Genomic DNA, 21390 nt, shown 5'->3' on the forward strand with positions numbered 1-21390 from the left:
CCTCACTCCCGCGCACCTCGCCCTGCTCGCGGTCGCCGGGATCGACGCGCTCGCCGTCCGCCCCACCCGAGAGGAGGCGACCGCATGTACGAAGGCATCGTCCAGGAGCTGATCGACGAGCTCGGCCGGCTCCCCGGCATCGGCCCGAAGTCCGCCCAGCGCATCGCGTTCCACATCCTGCAGACCGAGACGTTCGACGTCACCCGGCTCGCCGAGATCCTGCTCGAGCTGCGCGGCCGTGTGCACTTCTGCGACATCTGCGGGAACGTGGCGGAGGAGGCGACCTGCGGGATCTGCCGCGATCCGCGCCGCAGCCGCGCCGTCATCTGCGTCGTGGAGGAGGCGAAGGACGTCCCGGCGATCGAGCGCACCCGCGAGTTCCGCGGGCTCTACCACGTGCTCGGAGGCGCGATCAGCCCGATCGACGGCATCGGCCCGGATCAGCTCCGCATCCGCCAGCTGCTGCAGCGGCTCGCGGACGGCGAGGTGCAGGAGGTCATCATCGCGACCGACCCGAACCTCGAGGGCGAGGCGACGGCGACCTACCTCTCGCGCATGCTCAGCACCCTCGGCATCCGCATCACCCGCCTGGCCTCCGGGCTGCCCGTCGGCGGAGACCTCGAGTACGCCGACGAGATCACCCTCGGCCGCGCCTTCGAGGGCCGCCGGCTCGTCGAGAACTGACGCGGCCGCCGGAGTCGCATGACCGCTCCGGCATGCGGTCGACCGGTAGACTCGCCCGTCGGGTCGCGACGGCGGTCCAGCCACCGACACGGGAGCAGCACGTGAGCCTGATCGTCCAGAAGTTCGGCGGGTCCTCCGTCGCCGACGCGGAGAGCATCAAGCGGGTCGCGAAGCGGATCGTCGCCACCAAGCAGGCGGGCAACGACGTGGTCGTCGCCGTCTCGGCCATGGGCGACACCACCGACGACCTGCTCGAGCTCGCCCACCAGGTCACGCCCATCCCCGCCCCCCGCGAGCTCGACATGCTGCTCTCCTCGGGCGAGCGCATCTCGATGGCGCTGCTGGCGATGGCGATCAAGAGCATGGGCTTCGACGCCCGCTCCTTCACCGGCAGCCAGGCCGGCATGATCACGGACGCGCAGCACGGCGCCGCCCGCATCGTCGACATCACCCCGGTCCGCCTCCGCGAGGCGCTCGACGAGAACGCCGTCGTCATCGTCGCGGGCTTCCAGGGCTTCAACCGCGACACGAAGGACATCACCACCCTCGGCCGCGGCGGCTCGGACACCACCGCCGTCGCGCTCGCCGCGGGACTCGGCGCCGACACCTGCGAGATCTACACCGACGTCGACGGCGTCTTCACCGCCGACCCGCGGGTCGTCAAGAAGGCCCGCAAGCTCGACCGCATCACCAGCGAGGAGATGCTCGAGCTGGCCGCCGCGGGAGCGAAGGTGCTGCACATCCGCGCCGTCGAGTTCGCCCGCCGCCACGGAGTCACGCTCCACGTGCGCTCCTCCTTCAGCCCCAACGAGGGCACCATCGTCTACAACGCCGAGACCGCCGGCGCCGAGCAGAACGGACAAGCCGTGGAAGAGCCCATCATCGCCGGAGTCGCCGCCGACCTGAACGAGGCGAAGATCACCGTCGTCGGAGTCCCCGACATCCCGGGCAAGGCCGCGCAGATCTTCACGATCGTGGCCAAGACCGGCTCCAACATCGACATGATCGTGCAGAACGTGTCGGCTGCGGCCACCGCCCGCACCGACATCTCGTTCACCCTGCCCAAGGCCGACGGCCAGACGGTCCTCATGGCTCTCAACGCCGAGAAGGACGAGGTCGGCTTCGAGTCCCTGCAGTACGACGACCAGATCGCCAAGCTCGCGCTCGTGGGCGCCGGGATGCGCACCAACGCCGGTGTCTCCGCGAAGCTGTTCCGCTCCCTCTACGAGGCCGGGATCAACATCGAGATGATCTCCACGAGCGAGATCCGCATCTCGGTCGTCACCCGCGCCGACACCGTGAACGAGGCTCTGCGCGTCGTGCACACCGCCTTCGGGCTCGACGCCGAGGACGAGGCCGTCGTCTACGCCGGCACCGGCCGCTGACGGCCGGACACCCTCGCGATCCGGCCGTTCCTCCCGAGCGGCCGGAGCGACCGGTACCCTCTCCCTCGATCCCCCCGCCACGAGCGGCCCGCGCGCCGCACGGACGAAAGAGCACAGCATGAGCAGCACCCCCCTCCACGTGGGCGTCGTCGGCGCGACCGGCCAGGTCGGGAAGGTGATGCGCCGCCTCCTCGAGGAGCGCGACTTCCCGATCGCGTCCATCCGCTTCTTCGCCACCGCCCGCTCGGCGGGCACGACGCTGCCGTTCCGCGGCGAGGACGTCGTGGTCGAGGACGTGGAGACCGCCGATCCGTCGGGGCTCGACATCGCCCTGTTCTCGGCCGGAGCCACGGGCTCGCGCGCGCAGGCGCCCCGCTTCGCCGCGGCCGGCGTCACCGTGATCGACAACTCCAGCGCCTGGCGGATGGACCCCGAGGTCCCGCTGGTCGTCAGCGAGGTGAACCCCCACGCCATCGACCAGGCGGTCAAGGGCATCATCGCCAACCCCAACTGCACCACGATGGCCGCGATGCCGATCCTCAAGGTCCTCGACCGCGAGGCGGGGCTCACGCGCCTGATCGTCAGCACCTACCAGGCCGTGTCCGGCAGCGGACTGGCCGGAGCGAACGAGCTGGCCGGCCAGGTCCGCGCCGCCGTCGCCGACGAGCACCTGCTCGACCTGGTGCACGACGGCTCGGCGGTCGACTTCCCCGCGCCGGACAAGTACGTCGCCCCGATCGCCTTCGACGTCATCCCCTTCGCGGGGAGCCTGGTCGAGGACGGCTCGAACGAGACCGACGAGGAGAAGAAGCTCCGCAACGAGAGCCGCCGCATCCTCGAGCTCCCGGAGCTGCTGGTCTCGGGCACCTGCGTGCGCGTCCCCGTGTTCACCGGCCACTCGCTCTCCGTCAACGCCGAGTTCGCCTCCGCCCTCAGCCCCGAGCGTGCTCGCGAGCTGCTGGCCGACGCGCCCGGCGTCGTGCTGCGCGAGGTGCCGACTCCGCTGGAGGCGGCGGGCAAGGACCCGAGCTTCGTCGGCCGCATCCGCGCCGACGAGGGCGCCCCGGAGGGACGCGGCCTCGCGCTCTTCATCAGCAACGACAACCTCCGCAAGGGCGCGGCCCTGAACGCCGTGCAGATCGCCGAGCTCATCGCGGCGAAGCAGCCCGTCTCCTGACCGGCGTGGACGGGGCCGGCGCCGAGCGCTCCGGCCCCTTCCGGGTGGAAAAGCCGCGAATTTGATGGGGGAGCGGGGCCCCTCCCCGCCGCGGCGTCCGCGGGCGAGCGTAAACTCGACTCTCGTGAACTCCTCGGAACCGGTCGACGTCGCCCTCATCGGTGGGGGCATCATGAGCGCCACGCTCGGCGCCCTCATCACCCAGCTGCAGCCCGACTGGACGATCGCCGCCTACGAGCGCCTCGGCGACGTGGCGCAGGAGTCGTCGAACCCGTGGAACAACGCGGGCACCGGTCACGCGGCCCTCTGCGAGCTGAACTACATGCCCGAGGCGGCCGACGGCTCCGTCGACCCGGCCAAGGCGATCCAGATCAACGAGCAGTTCCAGATCTCGCGCCAGTTCTGGTCGAGCCTGGTGGAGTCGGGCGACATCCGCGAGCCCTCCAGCTTCATCAACCCGGCGCCGCACATGACCTTCGTGCACGGCGAGGCCAACGTCGAGTACCTCCGGAAGCGCTACGAGGCACTCAAGGACCAGCCGCTGTTCGCCGGCATCGAGTTCACCGAGAGCGTCAAGACCATCCACGAGTGGGCGCCCCTGCTGATGGAGCAGCGTCCCGCCGGAGGCGGCCCCTATGCGGCGACGCGCATGCCGGCCGGCACCGACGTCGACTTCGGCTCGCTGACCCACCAGCTGTTCGACCACGTCGTCGCCCACGGCGGCACGCTCGACACCGGCCGCGAGGTCACCGACATCACCCGGCAGAAGGACGGCACCTGGCGCCTCGACCTCAAGCAGGTCGTCGGAGGCACGCCCCAGTCGGTGACCGCCCGCTTCGTCTTCGTCGGCGCCGGCGGCGGTGCGCTGCACCTCCTGCAGAAGTCGGGCATCCCCGAGATCAAGGGCTTCGGAGGCTTCCCGATCTCGGGCCAGTTCCTCCGCACCGACAACCCCGAGCTGGTCGCCCGGCACAAGGCGAAGGTCTACGGCAAGGCCGCGGTCGGCGCGCCCCCGATGTCGGTGCCGCACCTCGATGCGCGCGTCGTCGACGGCGAGTCGTCCCTCCTCTTCGGCCCCTACGCGGGCTTCACGCCCAAGTTCCTGAAGCGGGGCTCGTGGCTCGACCTGCCCCTGTCGATCCGGCCGCACAACATCGGCCCGATGCTCGCGGTCGCCCGCGACAACCTCGACCTGATGAAGTACCTGATCGGCGAGGTGCTCGCCGGCCGTGGCAAGAAGATGAAGGCCCTGCGCGAGTTCCTGCCCACCGCCCGCGACGAGGACTGGTACCTGATCACCGCCGGCCAGCGCGTCCAGGTGATGAAGAAGGACGAGAAGAAGGGCGGCGTGCTGCAGTTCGGCACCGAGGTCATCACCGGAGGGGACGGCACGATCGCCGGCCTGCTCGGCGCCTCGCCCGGAGCCTCGACCGCCGTGCCGATCATGCTCGACATCGTGCAGAAGTGCTTCCCCGACCGGATGAAGGCCTGGGAGCCGCGGATCCGCGCGCTGGTGCCGAGCTACGGCTCGACACTCAACGACGCGCCCGAGAAGGCCGAGCAGACGGTCACCGCGACCGCCGAGACGCTGGAGCTGTCCGCCTCGGTCTGATCGGCTGCGACCAGCTCGAACGTATGTTCTAATGGCTCCATGAGGTGGAGCGGGCAGTCGATCGGCACGGCCGACAAGGCCGAGCTGCCCGGGCTCGTCAAGCTCACCGACCTGGTGCGGACGGTGCGCACGCCGGAGTTCGAGGGCATCACCTTCTACGAGGTGCTCGCGAAGTCGGCGCTCAACCGCGTGCACACCTCCTCGAAGATGCCGTTCGGCTGGAGCATCAACCCGATGCGCGGCTGCACCCACGCCTGCACCTACTGCTTCGCCCGGCCCACGCACGAGTACCTCGAGTTCGACGGCGGCCGCGACTTCGACTCGCAGATCGTCGTGAAGGTGAACGTCGCCGAGGTCCTCACCCGGGAGCTCGCGAAGCCGAGCTGGGAGCGGCACCCCGTGGCACTCGGCACCAACACCGATCCGTACCAGCGCGCCGAGGGCCGCTACCGGCTGATGCCGGGCATCATCGCCGCGCTCGCCGCCTCGGGCACCCCGATCTCGATCCTCACGAAGGGCTCGCTGCTGCGGCGAGACCTGCCGCTGCTCCGCGAGGCCGCCGAGCACGTCCCGGTCGACCTCGGAGTGTCGATCGCCGTCTACGACGAGGGCCTCCAGCGCTCCGTCGAGCCGGGTGCGCCGACCGCGGCGGCCAGGCTGGCGACGGTCACCGCGGCACGGGAGGCCGGCTTCGACTGCTCGGTGTTCCTGATGCCGATCCTGCCGTTCCTCACCGACACCCGGGCGCACCTCGACGAGTCGCTCCGGGCCTGCCGCGAGGCGGGCGCCAGCACGATCATGTACTCGACCCTCTACCTCAAGCCCGGGGTGAAGGAGTGGTTCCTGCAGTGGCTCGGGCAGGAGCACCCCGAGCTGGTCGACAAGTACCGAGCGCTCTACCCGGGCCGCGACGCCTACGCGCCTCTCGAGTACCGGCGCTGGCTCTCGGCGCGCATCCGCCCGCTGATGCGCGCGCACGGGCTCGAGCGCGGCGAGGAGGACCCGGCCACCGGCTCCGTCAAGTCCTCCGCCCTCGGTTCGCTCGGAACGCTGCGGACCCTCGGCGGCGAGCGGCGCTCCCTCCAGCACGACGGGCTGCTGGTCGGGGAGCTCGGGCCGGAGCGCGCCGCGATCCTGCCCGGCGTCGGGCAGCCGACGCTGTTCTGAGCCGGGGGCGGGCCCGGCCGCGGCTAGGATCGTCCGCATGGTCACCCGCTCCGGTGAGCCCTCGGGCTCCTCCGCCCGGAGCGCCCGCGACGCGCCACCCCGTGCGGTCCGGCTCGGCCTGCTCGACCCGCGCGAGGACCTGCTCGCGGCGACGAGCGCGTGGATCCGCACCCACGCCCCGGACTTCGATGTCGTCGTGGCCGCCTCCACCTGGCACGACCTGGTGACGAGCGATGTCTTCCCCACCCAGGCGGTCGTGATGGACGTCGAGCTGCGCGAGCCGATCTCGATCGAGGCGCGGATCCGGACCTGCCGGGCGGCGGGAGCCGCGGTCGTGGCGCTCTCCGCGAGCGAGGACGACGAGGTCCGCGAGCGCGCTCTGAAGGCCGGAGCCGTGCGGCACCTGGCGAAGTCGCGCCCGCTCGCTGAGGTGATGGAGCAGACCCGCGCCGCTCTCGAGATGCGCTCGGCCGACGTCTCGTCCGCGCAGTGGCGGCCCCTGCCGTCCGGGGTCGCGGCGCAGCAGCGCCCGCGGCTCAGCGCCGGCGAGCTGGAGGCGCTGCGCCTCTACGCGTCCGGATCGAGCACCCCTGAGGTCGCCGCCAAGATGAACGTGCAGTTCGAGACCGCGAAGACCTACCTGCAGCGCGTGCGCCGCAAGTACGTCGCCGTCGGCAGGCCCGCGAGCCGCCGGGCCGATCTGATCCGCCGCGCCGGCGAGGACGGGTTCCTCCCGTGACCGGCCCCTGCTCACCCCGGGGGCCCCGCCTCCGGACCCGCCCCGAGGAGACCTGATGGCCAAGCTGTACTTCCGCTACGGAGCGATGAACAGCGGGAAGAGCACGTCGCTCCTGCAGGCCGCGCACAACTACGAGGAGCGCGGGCACCGGGTGCTGCTGGCCAAGCCGGCCGTCGACACGAAGGGCGAGGAGCTGATCGTGTCGCGGCTCGGCGTGACCCGTCCGGTGGACATCCTGTTCGAGCCCGACGGGGACCCGGTGGCCGTCTTCACCGCCGCCCGGGCCCGCGTGCTGGCCGAGTCGAAGCGCGACGTGAGTGCTCTGCTCGTCGACGAGGCGCAGTTCCTGCCGGAGTCGCACGTCGACGATCTGCTCCGGATCGCCATCCTCGAGAACGTGCCCGTCCTGGCGTACGGCATCCGCACGGACTTCCGCACCGCCGCGTTCCCGGGAAGCAGGCGGCTCCTGGAGATCGCCCACAGCCTCGAGGAGCTGAAGACGATCTGCCGGTGCGGGCGCAAAGCGATCTTCAACGGGCGCGTCGTGGACGGCCGCTTCGTGTTCGACGGCGATCAGGTCGCGATCGACGGAACGGCGGTCACCTACGAGTCGCTGTGCGGCGCGTGCTACCTCCAGGAGAGCCGCGGCCGGCTCCGCGGCTGACCGGTCGAGCGTTCCTCACCGGTGCGACACCCCTCCGAAACGAGGAAGTGGGTAGCCTGACGACGTGACAACACCGGAAACGGAATTACGCCTTTCGAAGCAGCAGGAAAGGTCGGGGGAAACGATGACGGCGCAAGGGGCACCGCTGAGGCGTCGGCCGTCGTGGGAGCAGGACTACCGGCGACGGCTGCTCATCACGGACGTCGTCGCGATCGTCCTCTCCGTCTTCGGCACGCAGCTCTTCTGGTTCGACCTGAACCTGAACTCGGATCTGGGGTTCAAGAACCCCGCCGACATCGCGGTCAGCTACACCTGGGTGTCCTTCGCCCTGTCGGTCGGCTGGCTCCTTGCCCTCCAGGTCTTCGACACGCGCGACCGCCGGATCGTCGGCACCGGCTACGTCGAGTACCGCCGCGTCGTCGACGCCTCCATCTGGCTCTTCGGCATCGTCGCGATCATCGCCTACCTGCTCCAGATCCTGCTCGCGCGCGGCTACATCATCACGGCGTTCCCCGCCGGGATCGTGCTGATCTGCGTCGGCCGCCTGGTCTGGCGCTCCTGGCTCACCCGGCAGCGCCGGGCGGGCCGCTTCTCGAGCCAGGTCGTGCTCCTCGGCTCCCGCGCGAGCGTCCTGCACACCGCGCGCGAGCTGCGTCGCGGCACCGAGGCCGGCTACAAGCTCGTCGGCGCCGTCTCGACCTCGGTCGGCGGTGCGGACGCGCTGCGGAGCGAGCAGGAGCTCTCGGGCCTCGCGGTCCACGGGTTCACCGGGATCGACGGCGTCCGCGCCGTGATGGACGCCACCGGTGCCGACACGGTGGTCGTCACGAGCTCCGACGAGCTGGCGCCGCAGCGGATCCGCGAGCTGAGCTGGACGCTCGAGCCCGGGCGCGAGCACCTCGTCGTGGCGCCGAGCCTCACCGACATCGGCGGTCCGCGCATCCACACCCGCCCCGTCGCGGGCCTTCCGCTGATCCACGTCGAGACCCCGCGCTTCGACGGCCGCCAGCGGTTCGCCAAGCGCCTCTTCGACATCCTGGCGTCGACCATGCTGATCATCCTCAGCGCGCCGGTGCTCGTCGTCGTCGCCGTGCTGGTCAAGGTCACCAGCCCCGGGCCCGTGCTCTTCCGGCAGGAGCGCATCGGCCTGAACGGCGCGACCTTCGAGATGCTGAAGTTCCGCTCGATGGTCGTCGACGCGGAGGCGCGACTGGCGGCTCTCGCGTCGCAGCAGCGTGCGGAGGGGAACTCGATCCTCTTCAAGATGGCGAAGGACCCGCGCGTCACCCGGGTGGGCGCGATCCTCCGGCGCTTCAGCCTCGACGAGCTGCCCCAGTTCCTGAACGTCTTCCGCGGCGACATGTCCCTGATCGGCCCCCGCCCGCCGCTGGCCCGCGAGGTCGAGCAGTACGAGGAGCACGTGCACCGCCGCTTCCTGATGAAGCCGGGCATCACCGGGCTCTGGCAGGTCAGCGGACGCTCGAACCTCTCGTGGGAGGACACCGTCCGCCTCGACCTGTACTACGTCGAGAACTGGTCGATGACCGGCGACATCGTCATCCTCTTCAAGACCGCGCGCGCCGTCCTCGCCCGCGACGGGGCGTACTGATCGCCGGGGGGAGGGGCGCCGAGCCCCGCACCCTGTCCGTCTCGGTCCTCGAGACCCCGTTCCGCGTGGTCTTCGGACGCGGCGTCGGCGACGAGGACGCGGCGCGGATCGCCGACAGCTGGGCCGCCTGCGCGTCCGAGCCCGACGCGGGAGCACGCGACGTCCTCGCCGAGGTGGGGCACGATCCCTCCGTCCCGGTCGACGGCTCGCCCCGGGTCTCGAGCGCCACGCTCGCGCAGCTCGAGGAGTCCCTGACCTCGACCCTGACCCTCGAGGCGATCGGCGCCCGGCGCGCCGACCTGCTGATGCTCCACGCCTGCGGGATCTCCGACGAGTCCGGCCGCGTGCTGGCCTTCGTCGCCGCCTCCGGGACCGGCAAGACCACCATCGCCCGGACGCTCGGGTCCCGCTTCGGCTACGTCACCGACGAGACGGTCGGCGTGACCCCGGAGGGGCGCGTCCTGCCCTATCCCAAGCCGCTGTCGGTGAAGCCGCTGACCGGATCGGCGCCGAAGGCGCAGCTGGCCCCCGGGTCGCTCGCCCTCCGACCGGTCCCGGAGGCGCCCCTGCGTCTGGCGGGCGTCCTCCTGCTCGAGCGCCGCGACGGCGTCGGGACGCCCTTCCTCGAGCACGTCGACCCGGTCGACGCGATCGAGGATCTGGTGCCGCAGACCTCGTACCTCTCGGCCCGACCGCGGCCGATCGCCGATCTCGTCCGCACCCTCTCGGCGCTGGGCGGCGTCCGGCGACTGGTCTACTCCGAGGCCGCGAGCGTGGTGCACCTGGTCGAGGAGGTCTTCGCGTCCCTCGGCGCCGAGGCCCCGTCCGCCTGGTCCGAGGTGGTCTCCGTGCAGCTCGACCCTGTGGGCGAGGCCCTGCCCGGCACCGTCCTGCGCACCCCTGCGGACGACGCGGTGGAGCTCGCCGACGGCCAGCTGCTCGTGTTCTGCGGCGGCACCCTCGTGCGACTGTCCGGCATCGGCCCGACGATCTGGCGCCACGCCGGCCGGGGCTCCGATCTGCCCGGTCTCGTCGCCGCGGTGCTCGAGGAGGCGGGCCCGCCGCCCGCCGGCGTCGATGCGGAGGCGGTCGTCGAGTCGGCGGTCGTCGAGCTCGAGGGCCGCGGAGTGATCACGAGAGGGACTCCGCCGCAGCCCACCCCCGACGGGTGGCACGGTTGACGCGCCTGGCGCCGAGGGCGCGGAAGCGCTGTGTCAGAATTCGGAAGAACCCGTCGCCGGCGCCCGCCGCGTGATCCGTACCAGCGAAGGAAATCTGACTCTGTGGAACTTCGAGACGTCCTCCGGCTGCTGCGCGACCACTGGATCCCGATCGTCGCGGCGATCCTCCTCGGCACTCTCGTCGCCTTCGGCTGGTCGCTGACGCAGAAGCCGCGGTACGTCGCCGACTCGCAGGGCCTGGTCTCCGTCGCCACCACCGGTGCCGACGACAGCCAGGCGATCTACACGCAGCAGATCGCGCAGTCCGTCGCCAAGTCGAGCCTCGCCACGTACGTCCCGATCGCCACCTCGCGCGACGTGGCGCAGATCGCGATCGACAGCCTCGGCCTCGACGTCTCGCCCGCCACGCTGATCTCGGCGATCACGGTGCAGGCCGACACGGTCGCCCCGGTGATGAAGGTCAGCGCCACCGCCTCCACCCCCGAGGGCGCGCAGAAGCTCGCCGACGCCTGGGTCGCGGCCATCGCCACCAAGGTGCAGCAGGTCAACCAGGAGACGGGCGTCGGCGACACGGTCTCCCTCACCGTTCTGCAGGCCGCGGCGCTCCCGTCCTCGCCGGCGTTCCCGAACCTGCGCCTCGTCCTCGCGGTCGGCGCGCTCGCGGGCCTCGTCCTCGGTCTCGTCTACGCGTTCGTCCGCAACACGTTGGACCGGCGCATCCGCACCGCCGAGATGGTCGAGCGCCTGTTCGACCTCCCCGTGGTCGGCACCCTCCCCGTCGACAAGCGCCTCAGCGAGACCAACCGCATCGTCCCCGAGGCCGACACGACCGACTACATCAAGGCCGACGGCAAGCACGCACTCGCCGAGGCGCTGCGCGAGCTCCGCACGAACCTGCAGTTCATGAACATCGACAGCCCGCCGCGCATCATCGTCGTGACGAGCCCGCTGCCCTCGGACGGCAAGTCGACGGTGACCGCGAACCTCGCGGTGACGCTCGCCGCCTCCGGCCAGCGGACCGTCGTCGTCGATGGCGACCTCCGCAAGCCCACCGTCGCCAAGTCGTTCGGCCTCGTTCCCGGCGTCGGCCTGACCGACCTGCTGATCGGCAAGGCGGAACTGCAGGACGTCCTGCAGCCGTGGGGCCCGTCCGGCAACCTCTGGGTGCTCGGAGCCGGGTCGATCCCGCCGAACCCGTCCGAGCTGCTCGGCTCCAACGGCATGGACATCCTCCTGCACGAGATCGCTCGCGAGGCCATCGTGCTCGTCGATGCGCCGCCGCTCCTGCCCGTCACGGACGGCGCCATCCTCACCGCCCGCACCGACGGCGCGCTCGTGGTCATCTCCGCGGGCAGGACGACGACCGACGAGCTGGGCAAGGCGATCCAGAACCTCGAGCGGGTCAGCGGCCACACCCTCGGCGTGATCCTCAACCGCGTGCCCGCGCGCGGCCAGGTCGGCCGGGGCTACGGCTACTACTACACGAGCTACTACGGCTCCGAGCGATCGGGTGCCCGCCCGGACACGGCCGTCGAGCCCGAGCCCGCGTCGACCTCGGCCTGAGCGCCCCGCGATGATCTTCCCGGGAGACGACTCCGCCCGCCCCGCCCGCCGGAGCTGGCGACCGGACGAACCGGTCGCCGCCTCCGCCGCCCCCGTCTTCACCGTGCTCTCGGTCTGCACCGGCAACATCTGCCGGTCGCCGATGGCGGAGCAGCTGCTGCGCGCCGCACTCGCCGACGCGACATCACCCGCGGGAGGTCCGCTCTTCGCGTTCACGAGCGCCGGAGTGAGGACGCGCGACGGACTGCCGATGGACCCGGTCTCGGCCCGCTTCTCGGCTCAGCACGGGGGAGACCCGGCCGCGCACACGAGCGCGGTGCTCGGCGACGCGATCGTGGGCGACGCCGACCTCCTGCTCACGATGACGCGCGACCACCTGGTCGACGCCTCCCGGCGCTTCCCGTCGCTCCTCCTCCGCGGCTTCACGCTGCTCGAGTTCGCCCGCGTGCTGCCGTTCGTGCTGCGGGAGGTGCCGCTGCCGACGGTCGAGGACCCCGCCGCGCGGCTCCGCGCCGTCGTGCGGCTCGCCGCCGCCCACCGCGGGCGCGCCCCGCGGGGCGAGGGCGGCGACGACATCGAGGACCCGATCGGCCGCAGCGAGGCCGTGCACGAGCGCGTGGCGGCGCAGATCGCGGCGGCTGTCGCCGACGTCTCCCGCGATCTGAGAGCATTGGCGCGGCGGTAGTCGCGCGTCCGCGGGCGCGCTGACGCCTCGCCGCATCGCATCGCTCCTCCTCACCGTCGCGACCGCGACACGAACCCGCCACGATTCGGAGAACCCCTGTGAAGCTTTCTGTCATCGGCTGCGGCTACCTCGGTGCCGTCCACGCTGCCGCCATGGCCGAGCTCGGCCACGACGTCATCGGCATCGACGTCGACCAGAAGAAGATCGACGCCCTGGCCGCCGGCACCGCGCCGTTCTTCGAGCCCGGCCTCCCGGAGCTGCTGTCCTCCGGCGTCGCCTCCGGGCGTCTGCGCTTCTCGACCGACATGGCCGACGCCGCCGGTGCGGCCGTGCACTTCGTCGCCGTCGGCACCCCGCAGAAGCCGGGCGAGAACGCCGCGGACATGACCTACGTCGACTCGGCGATCGACGGTCTCCTGCCCTACCTCGAGGAGGACTCCCTCGTCGTCGGCAAGTCGACCGTCCCCGTCGGCACCGCCGCCCGCCTGGCCGACCGCATCGCCTCCTCCGGTGCGACCCTCGCCTGGAACCCCGAGTTCCTCCGCGAGGGCTTCGCGGTCAAGGACACGATCAGCCCCGACCGGCTCGTCTACGGCGTGCCCGCGGGCGAGGCCGGAGCAGCGGCGAAGGCGACCCTCGACGAGGTCTACGCGACGGCGCTCGCGGCCGAGACCCCGCTCGTGGTCACCGACTACGCCACCGCCGAGCTGGTGAAGGTCTCGGCCAACGCCTTCCTCGCGACCAAGATCTCGTTCATCAACGCGATCGCCGAGATCGCGGAGGTCACCGGCGCGGACGTCACGCAGCTCGCCGACGCGATCGGCTACGACGTGCGGATCGGCCGCCGCTTCCTGAACGCGGGCATCGGCTTCGGAGGCGGCTGCCTCCCGAAGGACATCCGCGCCTTCTCGGCCCGCGCCGACGAGCTCGGCGTCGGCGAGTCCGTGGCCTTCCTCAAGGAGGTCGACGCGATCAACCTGCGTCGCCGCCAGCGCGTCGTCGACCTCGTCACCGAGGGCCTGGGCGGCTCCGTCGCGGGCCGCCGCATCGCGGTGCTCGGTCTGGCGTTCAAGCCGGAGTCGGACGACATCCGCGACTCGCCGTCGCTCGACGTCGCCGCCCGCCTGCACGACCTCGGTGCGACCGTGGTCGCGACCGACCCCGAGGCGATCGAGAACTCGCGCCGCCGCTACCCCGAGATCACCTATACGACCGACGTCGACGAGGCGCTGGCCGGTGCCGACGCCGTGGTCGTCGTGACGGAGTGGAAGCAGTTCCGCGCCCTCGACCCCGCGGCCACGGCGGCGAAGGTGGCCAACACCTTCCTCGTCGACGGTCGCAACTGCCTCGACCCCGCCGCCTGGCGTGCGGCCGGCTGGGAGTACCGCGGCCTCGGCCGCTGACGCGGCAGAGCCGTCGTCTCAGCGGACGCGGCTCGGCTGGTCCGCCACGACGCCGGAGGTGCCGCGGAGGGGGATGTGCGCGAAGGCGTCGTCCCACTCCGCCGCCCTCCGGCGTCGTCGTGCGCGGACGACCATCCGGAGCAGTACGCCGGCGACCGCGCCGAGGAGGGCGCCGGAGGTGTTCATCACGACGTCGTCGACGGTGGCGAAGCGCGCCGAGAGGAAGAGCAGCTGGCCCGCCTCGATGAGCGAGCTCACGACGGCGCCGACGGCGACGGCGACCCACGCCCTCCGGAGCCGCAGGTTGAGGGCCAGGAGCAGCCCCAGGGGCACGAACAGGGCGATGTTGGCAGTCGACTCGATGAACGCGTAGTCGACCATCGGGAGGCCGTGCCGGGCGAACCAGGAGGTCACCCGGCCGAGATCCCCCCGCACTCCCGCATCGACGGGCGTCGGCCAGAAGGCGATCGCTGCGAGAGCGACCACGTAGGGCACGCCGATGGCGAGGGTGAGGCGGGTGAGCGACCGGGTCACGGTGCTCCTCTCGTCGGTCGTCGGGCGGGGGCGGCGACGACGGCGGAAGAACAGTCTCGCTCCCGGCTGCTGGGATCGGGCCGGGAGGCGCGGGGGAGTGGGCTGGAGGCACGCCCGTGCGCAGGACGCTCGGGACGCCGACAGGGGTGCTCGAGCCGGAGAGCGCGGGGCGGTGATCGCGCCGGCTCCGTCGTCGACCGGGCTCCGGCCCGGGCGAGCCTCCGCCTGCGGGCGAGCCCCGCCACAGCAGAATTCCGAGAACGCCCCGGGAACGACGAAGCCCGGCCGGATCATCGATCCTGGCCGGGCTTCTCACCGGTCGGGGTAGCGGGATTCGAACCCACGACCTCCTCGTCCCGAACGAGGCGCGCTACCAAGCTGCGCCACACCCCGGTGTGCTCATCACGGAGAACCGCTCACGAGCCTCGACAATAGTAGCCGATTTCCGGACCGCCGTCGGACACCCCTCGTCAGGCCGCCGGAGTGAGCGTGACGAGGGTCACCTCGGGCCGGCAGGCGAAGCGCACCGGTGCGTAGATCGAGGTGCCGACTCCGGCGGACACGTTGAGGTACGAGCTGCGCAGTCCGTTGTCCCACGTCGTCGAGCCGGCGACCTTGTCGCGCGGGATGTCGCAGTTGGTGACGAGGGCGCCGAAGCCCGGGACGCAGACCTGCCCGCCGTGCGTGTGCCCGGCGAGGATCACCTCGGCGCCGCGGGCGACGAAGTCGTCGAGGATGCGCTGGTAGGGCGCGTGCGCCACGCCGATGCTGACCCCGGCCGGTCCGTCCTCCGCGCCGCGCAGCTCGTCCACGGCTCCGGCGACGAGGTCGATGCGGTCGAGGCCGATGTGCGGGTCGTCGACGCCGAAGAACTCGATGCGCGTCCCCTTCACCGTGATGCTCTCGGCGCGGTTGTTGAGGTCCACCCAGCCGAGCCCGTCCGAGAAGAAGCCGGTCAGCCCGTCGGTCTCGAGATCGGCCTCGTGCTGCTTGGGGTTCTTGGAGGGGCCGACGAAGTAGCGGAGCGGGTTCTTGATCCGAGGGCCGAAGTAGTCGTTGGATCCGTTGACGAAGGCGCCGGGGATCGCGGCGAAGGGCTCCAGGGCCCGGCGGATGCCGAGCACGCCGTCGCGGTGGCCGAGGTTGTCGCCGGTGTCGACCACGACGTCGGGCGCCAGGGCGAGGAGCGAGCGGATCCACTCCTGCTTCTTCGTCTGCCACGGGGCCATGTGCAGGTCCGACACGTGCAGGACGCGGATCGGCTCGGAACCGGCGGGCAGCACCGGGAACGACGTGCGCCGGACGGTGAACAGCGTCCGCTCGACGCCGATGCCCCAGGCCGCGGCGACGGCTCCGGCCGCGGCGACGGTCGCGAGGGCGGTGGTGAGGGGGCGACGGGTGCGTCCGGTCATGGGTCCTTCTCTCGCACGTCGGCCGCGAGCGCGGCCGCGTTCATTCTGCCGGACGCTCCCTCGGGAGCAGCCGGGGGTGCAGGGGCTCAGCCCGCGCGGGGCGGGGCGCCCGGTCCGGCGCTGATCTGCAGGGTGATCTCCGCGCCCCGGGAGACGCGCGACCCGGCGGGCGGGTTCGTCTGCGCGACCGTCCCTGCCGGGCGGTCGGAGGGGACCGGAGAAGTGTCGACGCGGACCGTGAAGCCGACGGAGCGCAGGCGTGCGGCCGCCGCAGAGGGGCTCTGGCCGGTGACCTGGGGCACGGCCTCCTGCGGAGCGTCGAGGAGCGAGCGGACGGGAGCCGGGAACGCCGTCCCACCGTACTTCGCGTCGGCGACGCGCATGATGCGCGGCCAGATCTGGTGGCGCACCTGACCGGCGTTCACCCGGTTGAGACTGAATCCGCGCATGGAGGTGAAGCCGGTCACGTTGCCGACCCAGGTGGCGGTGGCGACCTCGGTGCTCGCGCCGACCATCCACGTGTGCAGCGCGTCGTCCGTGGTGCCGGTCTTGCCGATGTGCGGCACCCCGGTGCGGGGGTTGGAGGGGGCGCCGGTGCCGCCCGTCACCACTTGCTGCAGGGCGTAGCCGGCGGTCGCGGCAACCTCCTCGGACATCCCCTGGCTGCACTCGGAGGCGGGCGGCGCGACGTCCGCGCCCGTGCGGTCGACGATCCGGTCGATCGCGATGGGCGTGCAGACGGTGCCCTTGTTCGCGAAGCCGGCGAAGGCCGTGGCCATCGTGAGCGGAGCGATCTCGTTGGTGCCGAGGATGGTCGGCGCGAGCTTCTGCAGCTCGGTCCCGTCGGCACGGTGCACGCCCATCGCCAGCGCCGTGTTGCGGATGCCGCAGAGGTCCAGCTGCTGGGCCATGGCGGCGAACGAGGTGTTGATCGAGCCGGTCGTGGCCTGCAGGGCCGTGGTCACTCCTCCGTTGCCGCCCTCGTCGTTCCCGGGGTTCCAGGACTCGCCGTAGTAGACGCCGTCGGGCTCGCAGCTGTCACGGAAGGTCGTGTAGGCGCGGCGGGTGCCGTCGACGCTCTCGCCGAGCGAGTGCCCCTCCTGCAGCCACTCCGCGAGGGTGAACACCTTGTAGGTCGAGCCGACCTGGAATCCCGAGGAGCCGCCGTACCCGAAGTCGGTGTTGTAGTTGACGCTCGTGTAGTTGGGGCCCGTCAGGTCCGGATCGTTGGAGTAGTCCTTGTTCTGGGTCATCGCGAGGATGCGGCCGGTGCCGACCTCGACCGAGACGCTCGCGCTGCCGATGTTCACGTTCGCCATCGACTTGGGCACCCAGTCGTCGGTGGCCGAGACGGCGGCCTGCTGCAGGTCGGAGTCGAGGGTCGTGTAGATCCGGTAGCCGCCGCGCTTGAAGGTGGCGTCGCGCTCGTCCTGGCTCGCACCGAACGCGTCGTCGTTCTTGATGACCCAGGTGACGTAGTCGCAGAAGAAGGCCGCGACTCCGGCCGTCTGGCAGCCGGTGCTCGGCTCGGTGATGTTCGGCGTCACGGGCTCGGCGACGGCCGCCTGCGCCTGCTCGGACGTCACCTTCGACTCGAGGTCCATGCGGGTGACGATGTAGTCGCGCCGGTCCCGGGTCTGCGGGTAGCCCTCCGCGGCGGGGTTCGCCGGGTCGCCGGGCCGGTCGAAGCGGAACTTCTCGGGGTTGTTCACGATCGCGACGAGCGCGGCGGACTGCGCGAGCGAGAGGTCCTTCGCGCTCACTCCGAAGTAGTAGCGGGCGGCCGCCTCGACGCCGTAGACGGTGCCGCCGAACAGGGCGATGTTGAGGTAGCCCAGCAGGATGTCGTTCTTCGGGTACTCCTTCTCGAGCCCGATGGCGAGGCGCATCTCGGCGACCTTGCGCTCCGGAGTGGTCTCCGTGGCCTCGCGGTAGGCCGCGTCGCGCTCGATCGGATCGCTGAGCGCCTCCGCCTTCTGCACGAGCACGTTCTTGACGTACTGCTGCGTGATGGAGGAGCCGCCCTGGACGTCCCCGCCCATGGCCGTCGTCGCGGCCGCGCGGACGGTGCCGAGCAGATCGATGCCGCCGTGCTCGTAGAAGCGGGGGTCCTCGGAGGCGACCACGGCGTCCTTCACGAACGGCGAGATCTCGTCCCAGCCCACCTCGACGCGGTTCTGGGCGTAGAAGGAGGCGAGCAGCACGTCGCCGCCGGAGGAGTCCTTCGCGTACACGTCGCTCTTCTCGGCGAGCGTGCCGATCTCGAGGTACTCGGGGAGGTTGTCGAACATCTCCACCGTGTTGCCGGCGGCCATGCCGCTCAGCGCGATCGCCGGCGTCACCGAGGCGGCCACCAGAACTCCCGCGACGACGCTCATGGCGACGATGCCGATCAGACCGCCGACGGCGCCCCCGATGGTCTTCACGACTCTGGTCCCGCCCTGCCCCGACATAGAATCAGCGTAGTCGCCGCGCTCGGACGAGCCGCGGCGCTCATCCCGCCGACGCGCGGCGCTCAGCAGTCGTCCCGCACCGGCCGCACCCGAGGAGAGCCATGTCCGTCCCGCGCTGGGAGTACATCACCACCCCGCTGATGATCCACAACACCACGGCGATCCTGAACACCTGGGGATCCGAGGGCTGGGAGCTGGTCCAGATCGTGACCGGTCCCGAGGGCGGCCTCGTCGCGTACCTCAAGCGCCCCGTCGCCGAGGCCGGCGCGTGATCGCCGAGCGCCTCGCGGAGCTCGGCGTCGAGCTGCCCGCGGTCGCGGTCCCCGCCGGCGCCTACGTCCCCGCCGTCGTGCACGGCGGCCTCGTCTACACGGCGGGGCAGATCCCCTTCGTCGACGGCGCTCTGCCGCTGGTCGGCAAGGTCGGCGACGAGGTGTCGCCCGAGCAGGCGAAGGAGCTGGCCCGCACCTGCGCCCTCAACGCGCTCGCGGCCGTCGCCGACGCGATCGGATCGCTCGACCGGGTGACGCGGATCGTGAAGCTCACCGGCTTCGTCGCGTCCGCCTCCGGCTTCACCGGGCAGCCCGGCGTGATCAACGGCGCCTCGGAGCTGCTCGGCGACGTGTTCGGCGAGCCCGGCCGTCACGCGCGCTCGGCCGTCGGGGTGGCGGAGCTGCCCCTCGGCGCTCCCGTCGAGGTCGAGCTGATCGTCGCCTTCGACTGACGCACCGCCCCCTCCGGCCCACGCGGCGGGAGGGGGCGGCGCCCGGTCAGTCCGCGGCGATCGCGGAGGAGATCACCGCCATGACCTGCGTGTCCGCGAGCGTCGTCGTGTCGCCCACGGCGCGTCCCTCCGCAACGTCGCGCAGCAGCCGGCGCATGATCTTCCCCGAGCGGGTCTTGGGCAGCTCCTGCACCACAAAGATCCGCTTCGGGCGGGCGATCGCGCCGATGTGCTCGGCGACGTGCGCCTTCAGGGTGGCCTCGAGCTCATCGTGTCCGTGGGCCAGCGCCTCAGCCTGGCTCGCCTTCGCGATCACGAACGCGACCACGGCCTGGCCGGTGGTCTCGTCCGCGGCTCCCACGACGGCCGCTTCGGCGACGACCGGGTGGGAGACGAGGGCCGACTCGATCTCGGCGGTCGAGAGGCGGTGGCCGGAGACGTTCATCACGTCGTCCACGCGCCCCAGGAGCCAGAGGTCGCCGTCCTGGTCGCGACGCGCTCCGTCACCCGCGAAGTAGCGGTCGCCGAACTTCGACCAGTAGGTCTCGATGTAGCGCTCCGGGTCGCCCCAGATGCCGCGCAGCATCGCCGGCCAGGGCTCGGTGATCACGAGCAGTCCGCCCTCGTCGGCGCCGACCGGCGTCCCGGCGTCGTCGACCACGTCGATCGAGATCCCCGGCAGAGCGACCTGCGCGGACCCGGGCTTGAGAGTCGTCACCCCGGGCAGGGGGGACACCATCATCGCGCCGGTCTCGGTCTGCCACCACGTGTCGACGATGGGGGTGCGGCCGCCGCCGATGACGTCGCGGTACCAGACCCACGCCTCCGGGTTGATCGGCTCGCCGACCGATCCGAGCAGGCGCAGGCTCGAGAGGTCGAAGCGCTGCGGGATCTGCCGGCCGAGCTTCATGAAGGAGCGGATCGCCGTGGGAGCCGCGTAGAGGATCGTCACGCCGTGCTTCTCGACGATCTCCCACCAGCGGCCGGGATGCGGGCTGTCGGGAGTGCCCTCGTACATCACCTGGGTGGCGCCGTTGGCGAGCGGGCCGTAGACGACGTAGCTGTGCCCGGTGATCCAGCCCACGTCCGCGGTCGACCAGTAGACGTCCGACTCGGGGTGCAGGTCGAAGACCGCGCGGTGCGTGAAGGCGACCTGGGTGAGGTATCCGCCGCTGGTGTGCAGGATGCCCTTGGGCTTCCCGGTCGTGCCGCTCGTGTAGAGGATGAAGAGGGGCTGCTCGGCGGGGAACGGCTTCGCGACGTGGTCGGCGTCGACCGCCACGATCTCCTCGTGCCACCAGAGGTCGCGCCCCTCGTGCCAGGCGACCTCGTTGCCTCCGCGGCGCACGACCAGGACGTGCTGGACGCTGGACTCGCCGCCGAGGGCGAGCGCGGCGTCGACCGCCGGCTTCAGGGGCGAGACGGCGCCCTTGCGCCAGCCGCCGTCGGCGGTGATGACGAGTGTCGCCTCCGCGTCGTCGATGCGCGCGCGCAGGCTCTCGGCGCTGAAGCCGCCGAAGACGACGGAGTGGACCGCCCCCAGCCGGGCGACGGCCAGCATCGCGATGACCGCCTCGGGGATCATGGGCAGGTAGATCGCGACGCGGTCGCCGGCGCGGACGCCGAGGCTCGTGAGCAGGTTCGCGGCGCGCTTCACCTCGGCGGTGAGCTCGGCGTAGGTGATCGAGCGGGAGTCGCCGGGCTCGCCCTCCCAGTGCAGGGCGACGCGGTCGCCGTGGCCGGCCAGGACGTGGCGGTCGAGGCAGTTGTAGGCCACGTTCAGCTCACCGTCGTCGAACCACTTCGCGAACGGGGGCTCGCTCCAGTCGAGGGTGCGCGTGAACGGTCGGTGCCAGTGCAGGAGCTCTCGGCTCCGGTCGGCCCAGAAGGCGAGGCGGTCGGCCGCGGCCTCGTCGTAGAGCGCGGCGGTCGCGACCGCTCCGGCGGCGAGATCGGCCGGCGGCGGGAACCGGCGGGTCTCGTGGAGGAGGTTGTCGATGGCGTTCCGGTCGGCAGCCGGGGCGTCGGGGGGAGTGGACATCTGCGATTCGCTCCTTCGCGAGTGAGACGTTCGCCGGCCCGCGCGGTCGGCGTCGCACCACCGTAGCGCCCGCCTCCAGCGGGGATCGCCGAGCGCCGCAAGCTGGGTGCGGGGCGGGTGTCGGATAAGAGTCCGCAGAGAACAGGATCCGGGCTTGGCGAATCGCGATCCGTCCCCTACAGTTGCATACGGCCGAATGAACTTCGGCCCAGCGGCGCAAGTGATTCCCCCCAATCCAGCGCCGCCGAGGCGGCACCTGTTCCCCCCAATGGGTGCCGCCCCCTTCTTCCCGCCGGATCCGGCGGAGGGACGCCCCCGCTCGAGCCCTGCTCGCGGGGGCGTTTCCGCGTTGCCGGG

At 71.7% G+C, this 21390-nt stretch carries 18 protein-coding genes and 1 tRNA gene; 14 read left to right on the plus strand and 5 right to left on the minus strand.

Features of this window, described 5'->3' with window-relative positions; translation table 11 throughout:
* Window positions 1-84 precede the first annotated feature (84 nt).
* From recR to C5C54_RS08880, 12 genes are all read left to right on the plus strand, one after another.
* Window positions 85-684: a recombination mediator RecR gene (gene recR / locus C5C54_RS08825; protein ID WP_104222157.1), complete on the plus strand. Its 600-nt coding sequence runs from the start codon at window positions 85-87 to the stop codon at window positions 682-684.
* Between the two features lie 101 nt (window positions 685-785).
* Window positions 786-2069: an aspartate kinase gene (locus C5C54_RS08830; RefSeq protein ID WP_104288178.1), complete on the plus strand. Its 1284-nt coding sequence runs from the start codon at window positions 786-788 to the stop codon at window positions 2067-2069.
* Window positions 2070-2187: 118 nt separating this feature from the next.
* On the plus strand, window positions 2188-3246 hold the full coding sequence (locus C5C54_RS08835) for an aspartate-semialdehyde dehydrogenase (RefSeq protein WP_104227259.1): 1059 nt from the start codon (window positions 2188-2190) through the stop codon (window positions 3244-3246).
* Between the two features lie 64 nt (window positions 3247-3310).
* The gene (locus tag C5C54_RS08840) at window positions 3311-4858 is read left to right on the plus strand and encodes a malate:quinone oxidoreductase (RefSeq protein ID WP_104288179.1); all 1548 of its coding nucleotides are present in this window, start codon (window positions 3311-3313) and stop codon (window positions 4856-4858) included.
* A 39-nt stretch (window positions 4859-4897) separates the two neighbouring features.
* Window positions 4898-6025, plus strand: a complete 1128-nt coding sequence (locus tag C5C54_RS08845) for an Rv2578c family radical SAM protein (RefSeq protein ID WP_104288180.1) — start codon at window positions 4898-4900, stop codon at window positions 6023-6025.
* Window positions 6026-6062: 37 nt separating this feature from the next.
* A complete protein-coding gene (locus tag C5C54_RS08850) occupies window positions 6063-6764 on the plus strand; it encodes a LuxR C-terminal-related transcriptional regulator (RefSeq protein ID WP_146078814.1) in 702 nt (233 codons plus the stop codon).
* A 55-nt stretch (window positions 6765-6819) separates the two neighbouring features.
* Entirely contained in the window at window positions 6820-7428 is a 609-nt protein-coding gene (locus tag C5C54_RS08855; protein ID WP_104227256.1) for a thymidine kinase, read from the plus strand.
* A 124-nt stretch (window positions 7429-7552) separates the two neighbouring features.
* Window positions 7553-9037, plus strand: coding sequence for a sugar transferase (locus C5C54_RS08860; protein ID WP_104288181.1), 1485 nt, complete (start codon window positions 7553-7555; stop codon window positions 9035-9037).
* A 65-nt stretch (window positions 9038-9102) separates the two neighbouring features.
* Entirely contained in the window at window positions 9103-10218 is a 1116-nt protein-coding gene (locus C5C54_RS08865) for a hypothetical protein (RefSeq protein ID WP_104267502.1), read from the plus strand.
* 102 nt (window positions 10219-10320) lie between these two features.
* Window positions 10321-11781 carry a polysaccharide biosynthesis tyrosine autokinase gene (locus C5C54_RS08870; RefSeq protein ID WP_181127754.1) on the plus strand — a complete coding sequence of 487 codons (1461 nt, stop codon included), beginning with the start codon at window positions 10321-10323 and terminating at the stop codon, window positions 11779-11781.
* Window positions 11782-11791: 10 nt separating this feature from the next.
* Window positions 11792-12466, plus strand: a complete 675-nt coding sequence (locus C5C54_RS08875) for a low molecular weight phosphatase family protein (RefSeq protein WP_104227254.1) — start codon at window positions 11792-11794, stop codon at window positions 12464-12466.
* A gap of 98 nt (window positions 12467-12564) precedes the next feature.
* A complete protein-coding gene (locus C5C54_RS08880; protein WP_104288182.1) occupies window positions 12565-13869 on the plus strand; it encodes a UDP-glucose/GDP-mannose dehydrogenase family protein in 1305 nt (434 codons plus the stop codon).
* 18 nt (window positions 13870-13887) lie between these two features.
* On the opposite strand, the gene C5C54_RS18315 is transcribed toward C5C54_RS08880, so the two are convergent.
* From C5C54_RS18315 to C5C54_RS08900, 4 genes are all read right to left on the minus strand, one after another.
* Window positions 13888-14403 carry a VanZ family protein gene (locus tag C5C54_RS18315; RefSeq protein ID WP_244229599.1) on the minus strand — a complete coding sequence of 172 codons (516 nt, stop codon included), beginning with the start codon at window positions 14401-14403 and terminating at the stop codon, window positions 13888-13890.
* Between the two features lie 319 nt (window positions 14404-14722).
* Window positions 14723-14796 (minus strand) — tRNA-Pro (locus C5C54_RS08890).
* A 77-nt stretch (window positions 14797-14873) separates the two neighbouring features.
* The gene (locus C5C54_RS08895; protein WP_104288183.1) at window positions 14874-15815 is read right to left on the minus strand and encodes a metallophosphoesterase; all 942 of its coding nucleotides are present in this window, start codon (window positions 15813-15815) and stop codon (window positions 14874-14876) included.
* Between the two features lie 86 nt (window positions 15816-15901).
* Window positions 15902-18268, minus strand: a complete 2367-nt coding sequence (locus tag C5C54_RS08900) for a transglycosylase domain-containing protein (RefSeq protein WP_104268854.1) — start codon at window positions 18266-18268, stop codon at window positions 15902-15904.
* Window positions 18269-18369: 101 nt separating this feature from the next.
* On the opposite strand from C5C54_RS08900, the gene C5C54_RS17930 reads away from it, so the two are divergent.
* A complete protein-coding gene (locus C5C54_RS17930) occupies window positions 18370-18540 on the plus strand; it encodes a hypothetical protein (RefSeq protein WP_164861113.1) in 171 nt (56 codons plus the stop codon).
* Window positions 18537-18992 carry a RidA family protein gene (locus C5C54_RS08905; protein WP_219812178.1) on the plus strand — a complete coding sequence of 152 codons (456 nt, stop codon included), beginning with the start codon at window positions 18537-18539 and terminating at the stop codon, window positions 18990-18992. Before C5C54_RS17930 ends, C5C54_RS08905 begins: the two co-directional genes overlap by 4 nt.
* 46 nt (window positions 18993-19038) lie before the next feature.
* On the opposite strand, the gene acs is transcribed toward C5C54_RS08905, so the two are convergent.
* The gene (gene acs, locus C5C54_RS08910) at window positions 19039-21033 is read right to left on the minus strand and encodes an acetate--CoA ligase (RefSeq protein WP_104288184.1); all 1995 of its coding nucleotides are present in this window, start codon (window positions 21031-21033) and stop codon (window positions 19039-19041) included.
* Window positions 21034-21390 lie beyond the last annotated feature (357 nt).

This window comes from Rathayibacter sp. AY1F2 (assembly GCF_002930885.1).
Classification (GTDB): domain Bacteria; phylum Actinomycetota; class Actinomycetes; order Actinomycetales; family Microbacteriaceae; genus Rathayibacter.

What these genes read in the sequence shown, in the direction of transcription:
- recR (WP_104222157.1), top strand. Translation starts at nt 85, where the DNA reads ATGTACGAAGGCATCGTCCAGGAGCTGATCGACGAGCTCGGCCGGCTC.
- C5C54_RS08835 (WP_104227259.1), top strand. Translation starts at nt 2,188, where the DNA reads ATGAGCAGCACCCCCCTCCACGTGGGCGTCGTCGGCGCGACCGGCCAG.
- C5C54_RS08840 (WP_104288179.1), top strand. Translation starts at nt 3,311, where the DNA reads ATGGGGGAGCGGGGCCCCTCCCCGCCGCGGCGTCCGCGGGCGAGCGTA.
- C5C54_RS08845 (WP_104288180.1), top strand. Translation starts at nt 4,898, where the DNA reads ATGAGGTGGAGCGGGCAGTCGATCGGCACGGCCGACAAGGCCGAGCTG.
- C5C54_RS08850 (WP_146078814.1), top strand. Translation starts at nt 6,063, where the DNA reads ATGGTCACCCGCTCCGGTGAGCCCTCGGGCTCCTCCGCCCGGAGCGCC.
- C5C54_RS08855 (WP_104227256.1), top strand. Translation starts at nt 6,820, where the DNA reads ATGGCCAAGCTGTACTTCCGCTACGGAGCGATGAACAGCGGGAAGAGC.
- C5C54_RS08860 (WP_104288181.1), top strand. Translation starts at nt 7,553, where the DNA reads ATGACGGCGCAAGGGGCACCGCTGAGGCGTCGGCCGTCGTGGGAGCAG.
- C5C54_RS08875 (WP_104227254.1), top strand. Translation starts at nt 11,792, where the DNA reads ATGATCTTCCCGGGAGACGACTCCGCCCGCCCCGCCCGCCGGAGCTGG.
- C5C54_RS08895 (WP_104288183.1), bottom strand. Translation starts at nt 15,815, where the DNA reads ATGACCGGACGCACCCGTCGCCCCCTCACCACCGCCCTCGCGACCGTC.
- C5C54_RS08900 (WP_104268854.1), bottom strand. Translation starts at nt 18,268, where the DNA reads ATGTCGGGGCAGGGCGGGACCAGAGTCGTGAAGACCATCGGGGGCGCC.
- C5C54_RS17930 (WP_164861113.1), top strand. Translation starts at nt 18,370, where the DNA reads ATGTCCGTCCCGCGCTGGGAGTACATCACCACCCCGCTGATGATCCAC.
- acs (WP_104288184.1), bottom strand. Translation starts at nt 21,033, where the DNA reads ATGTCCACTCCCCCCGACGCCCCGGCTGCCGACCGGAACGCCATCGAC.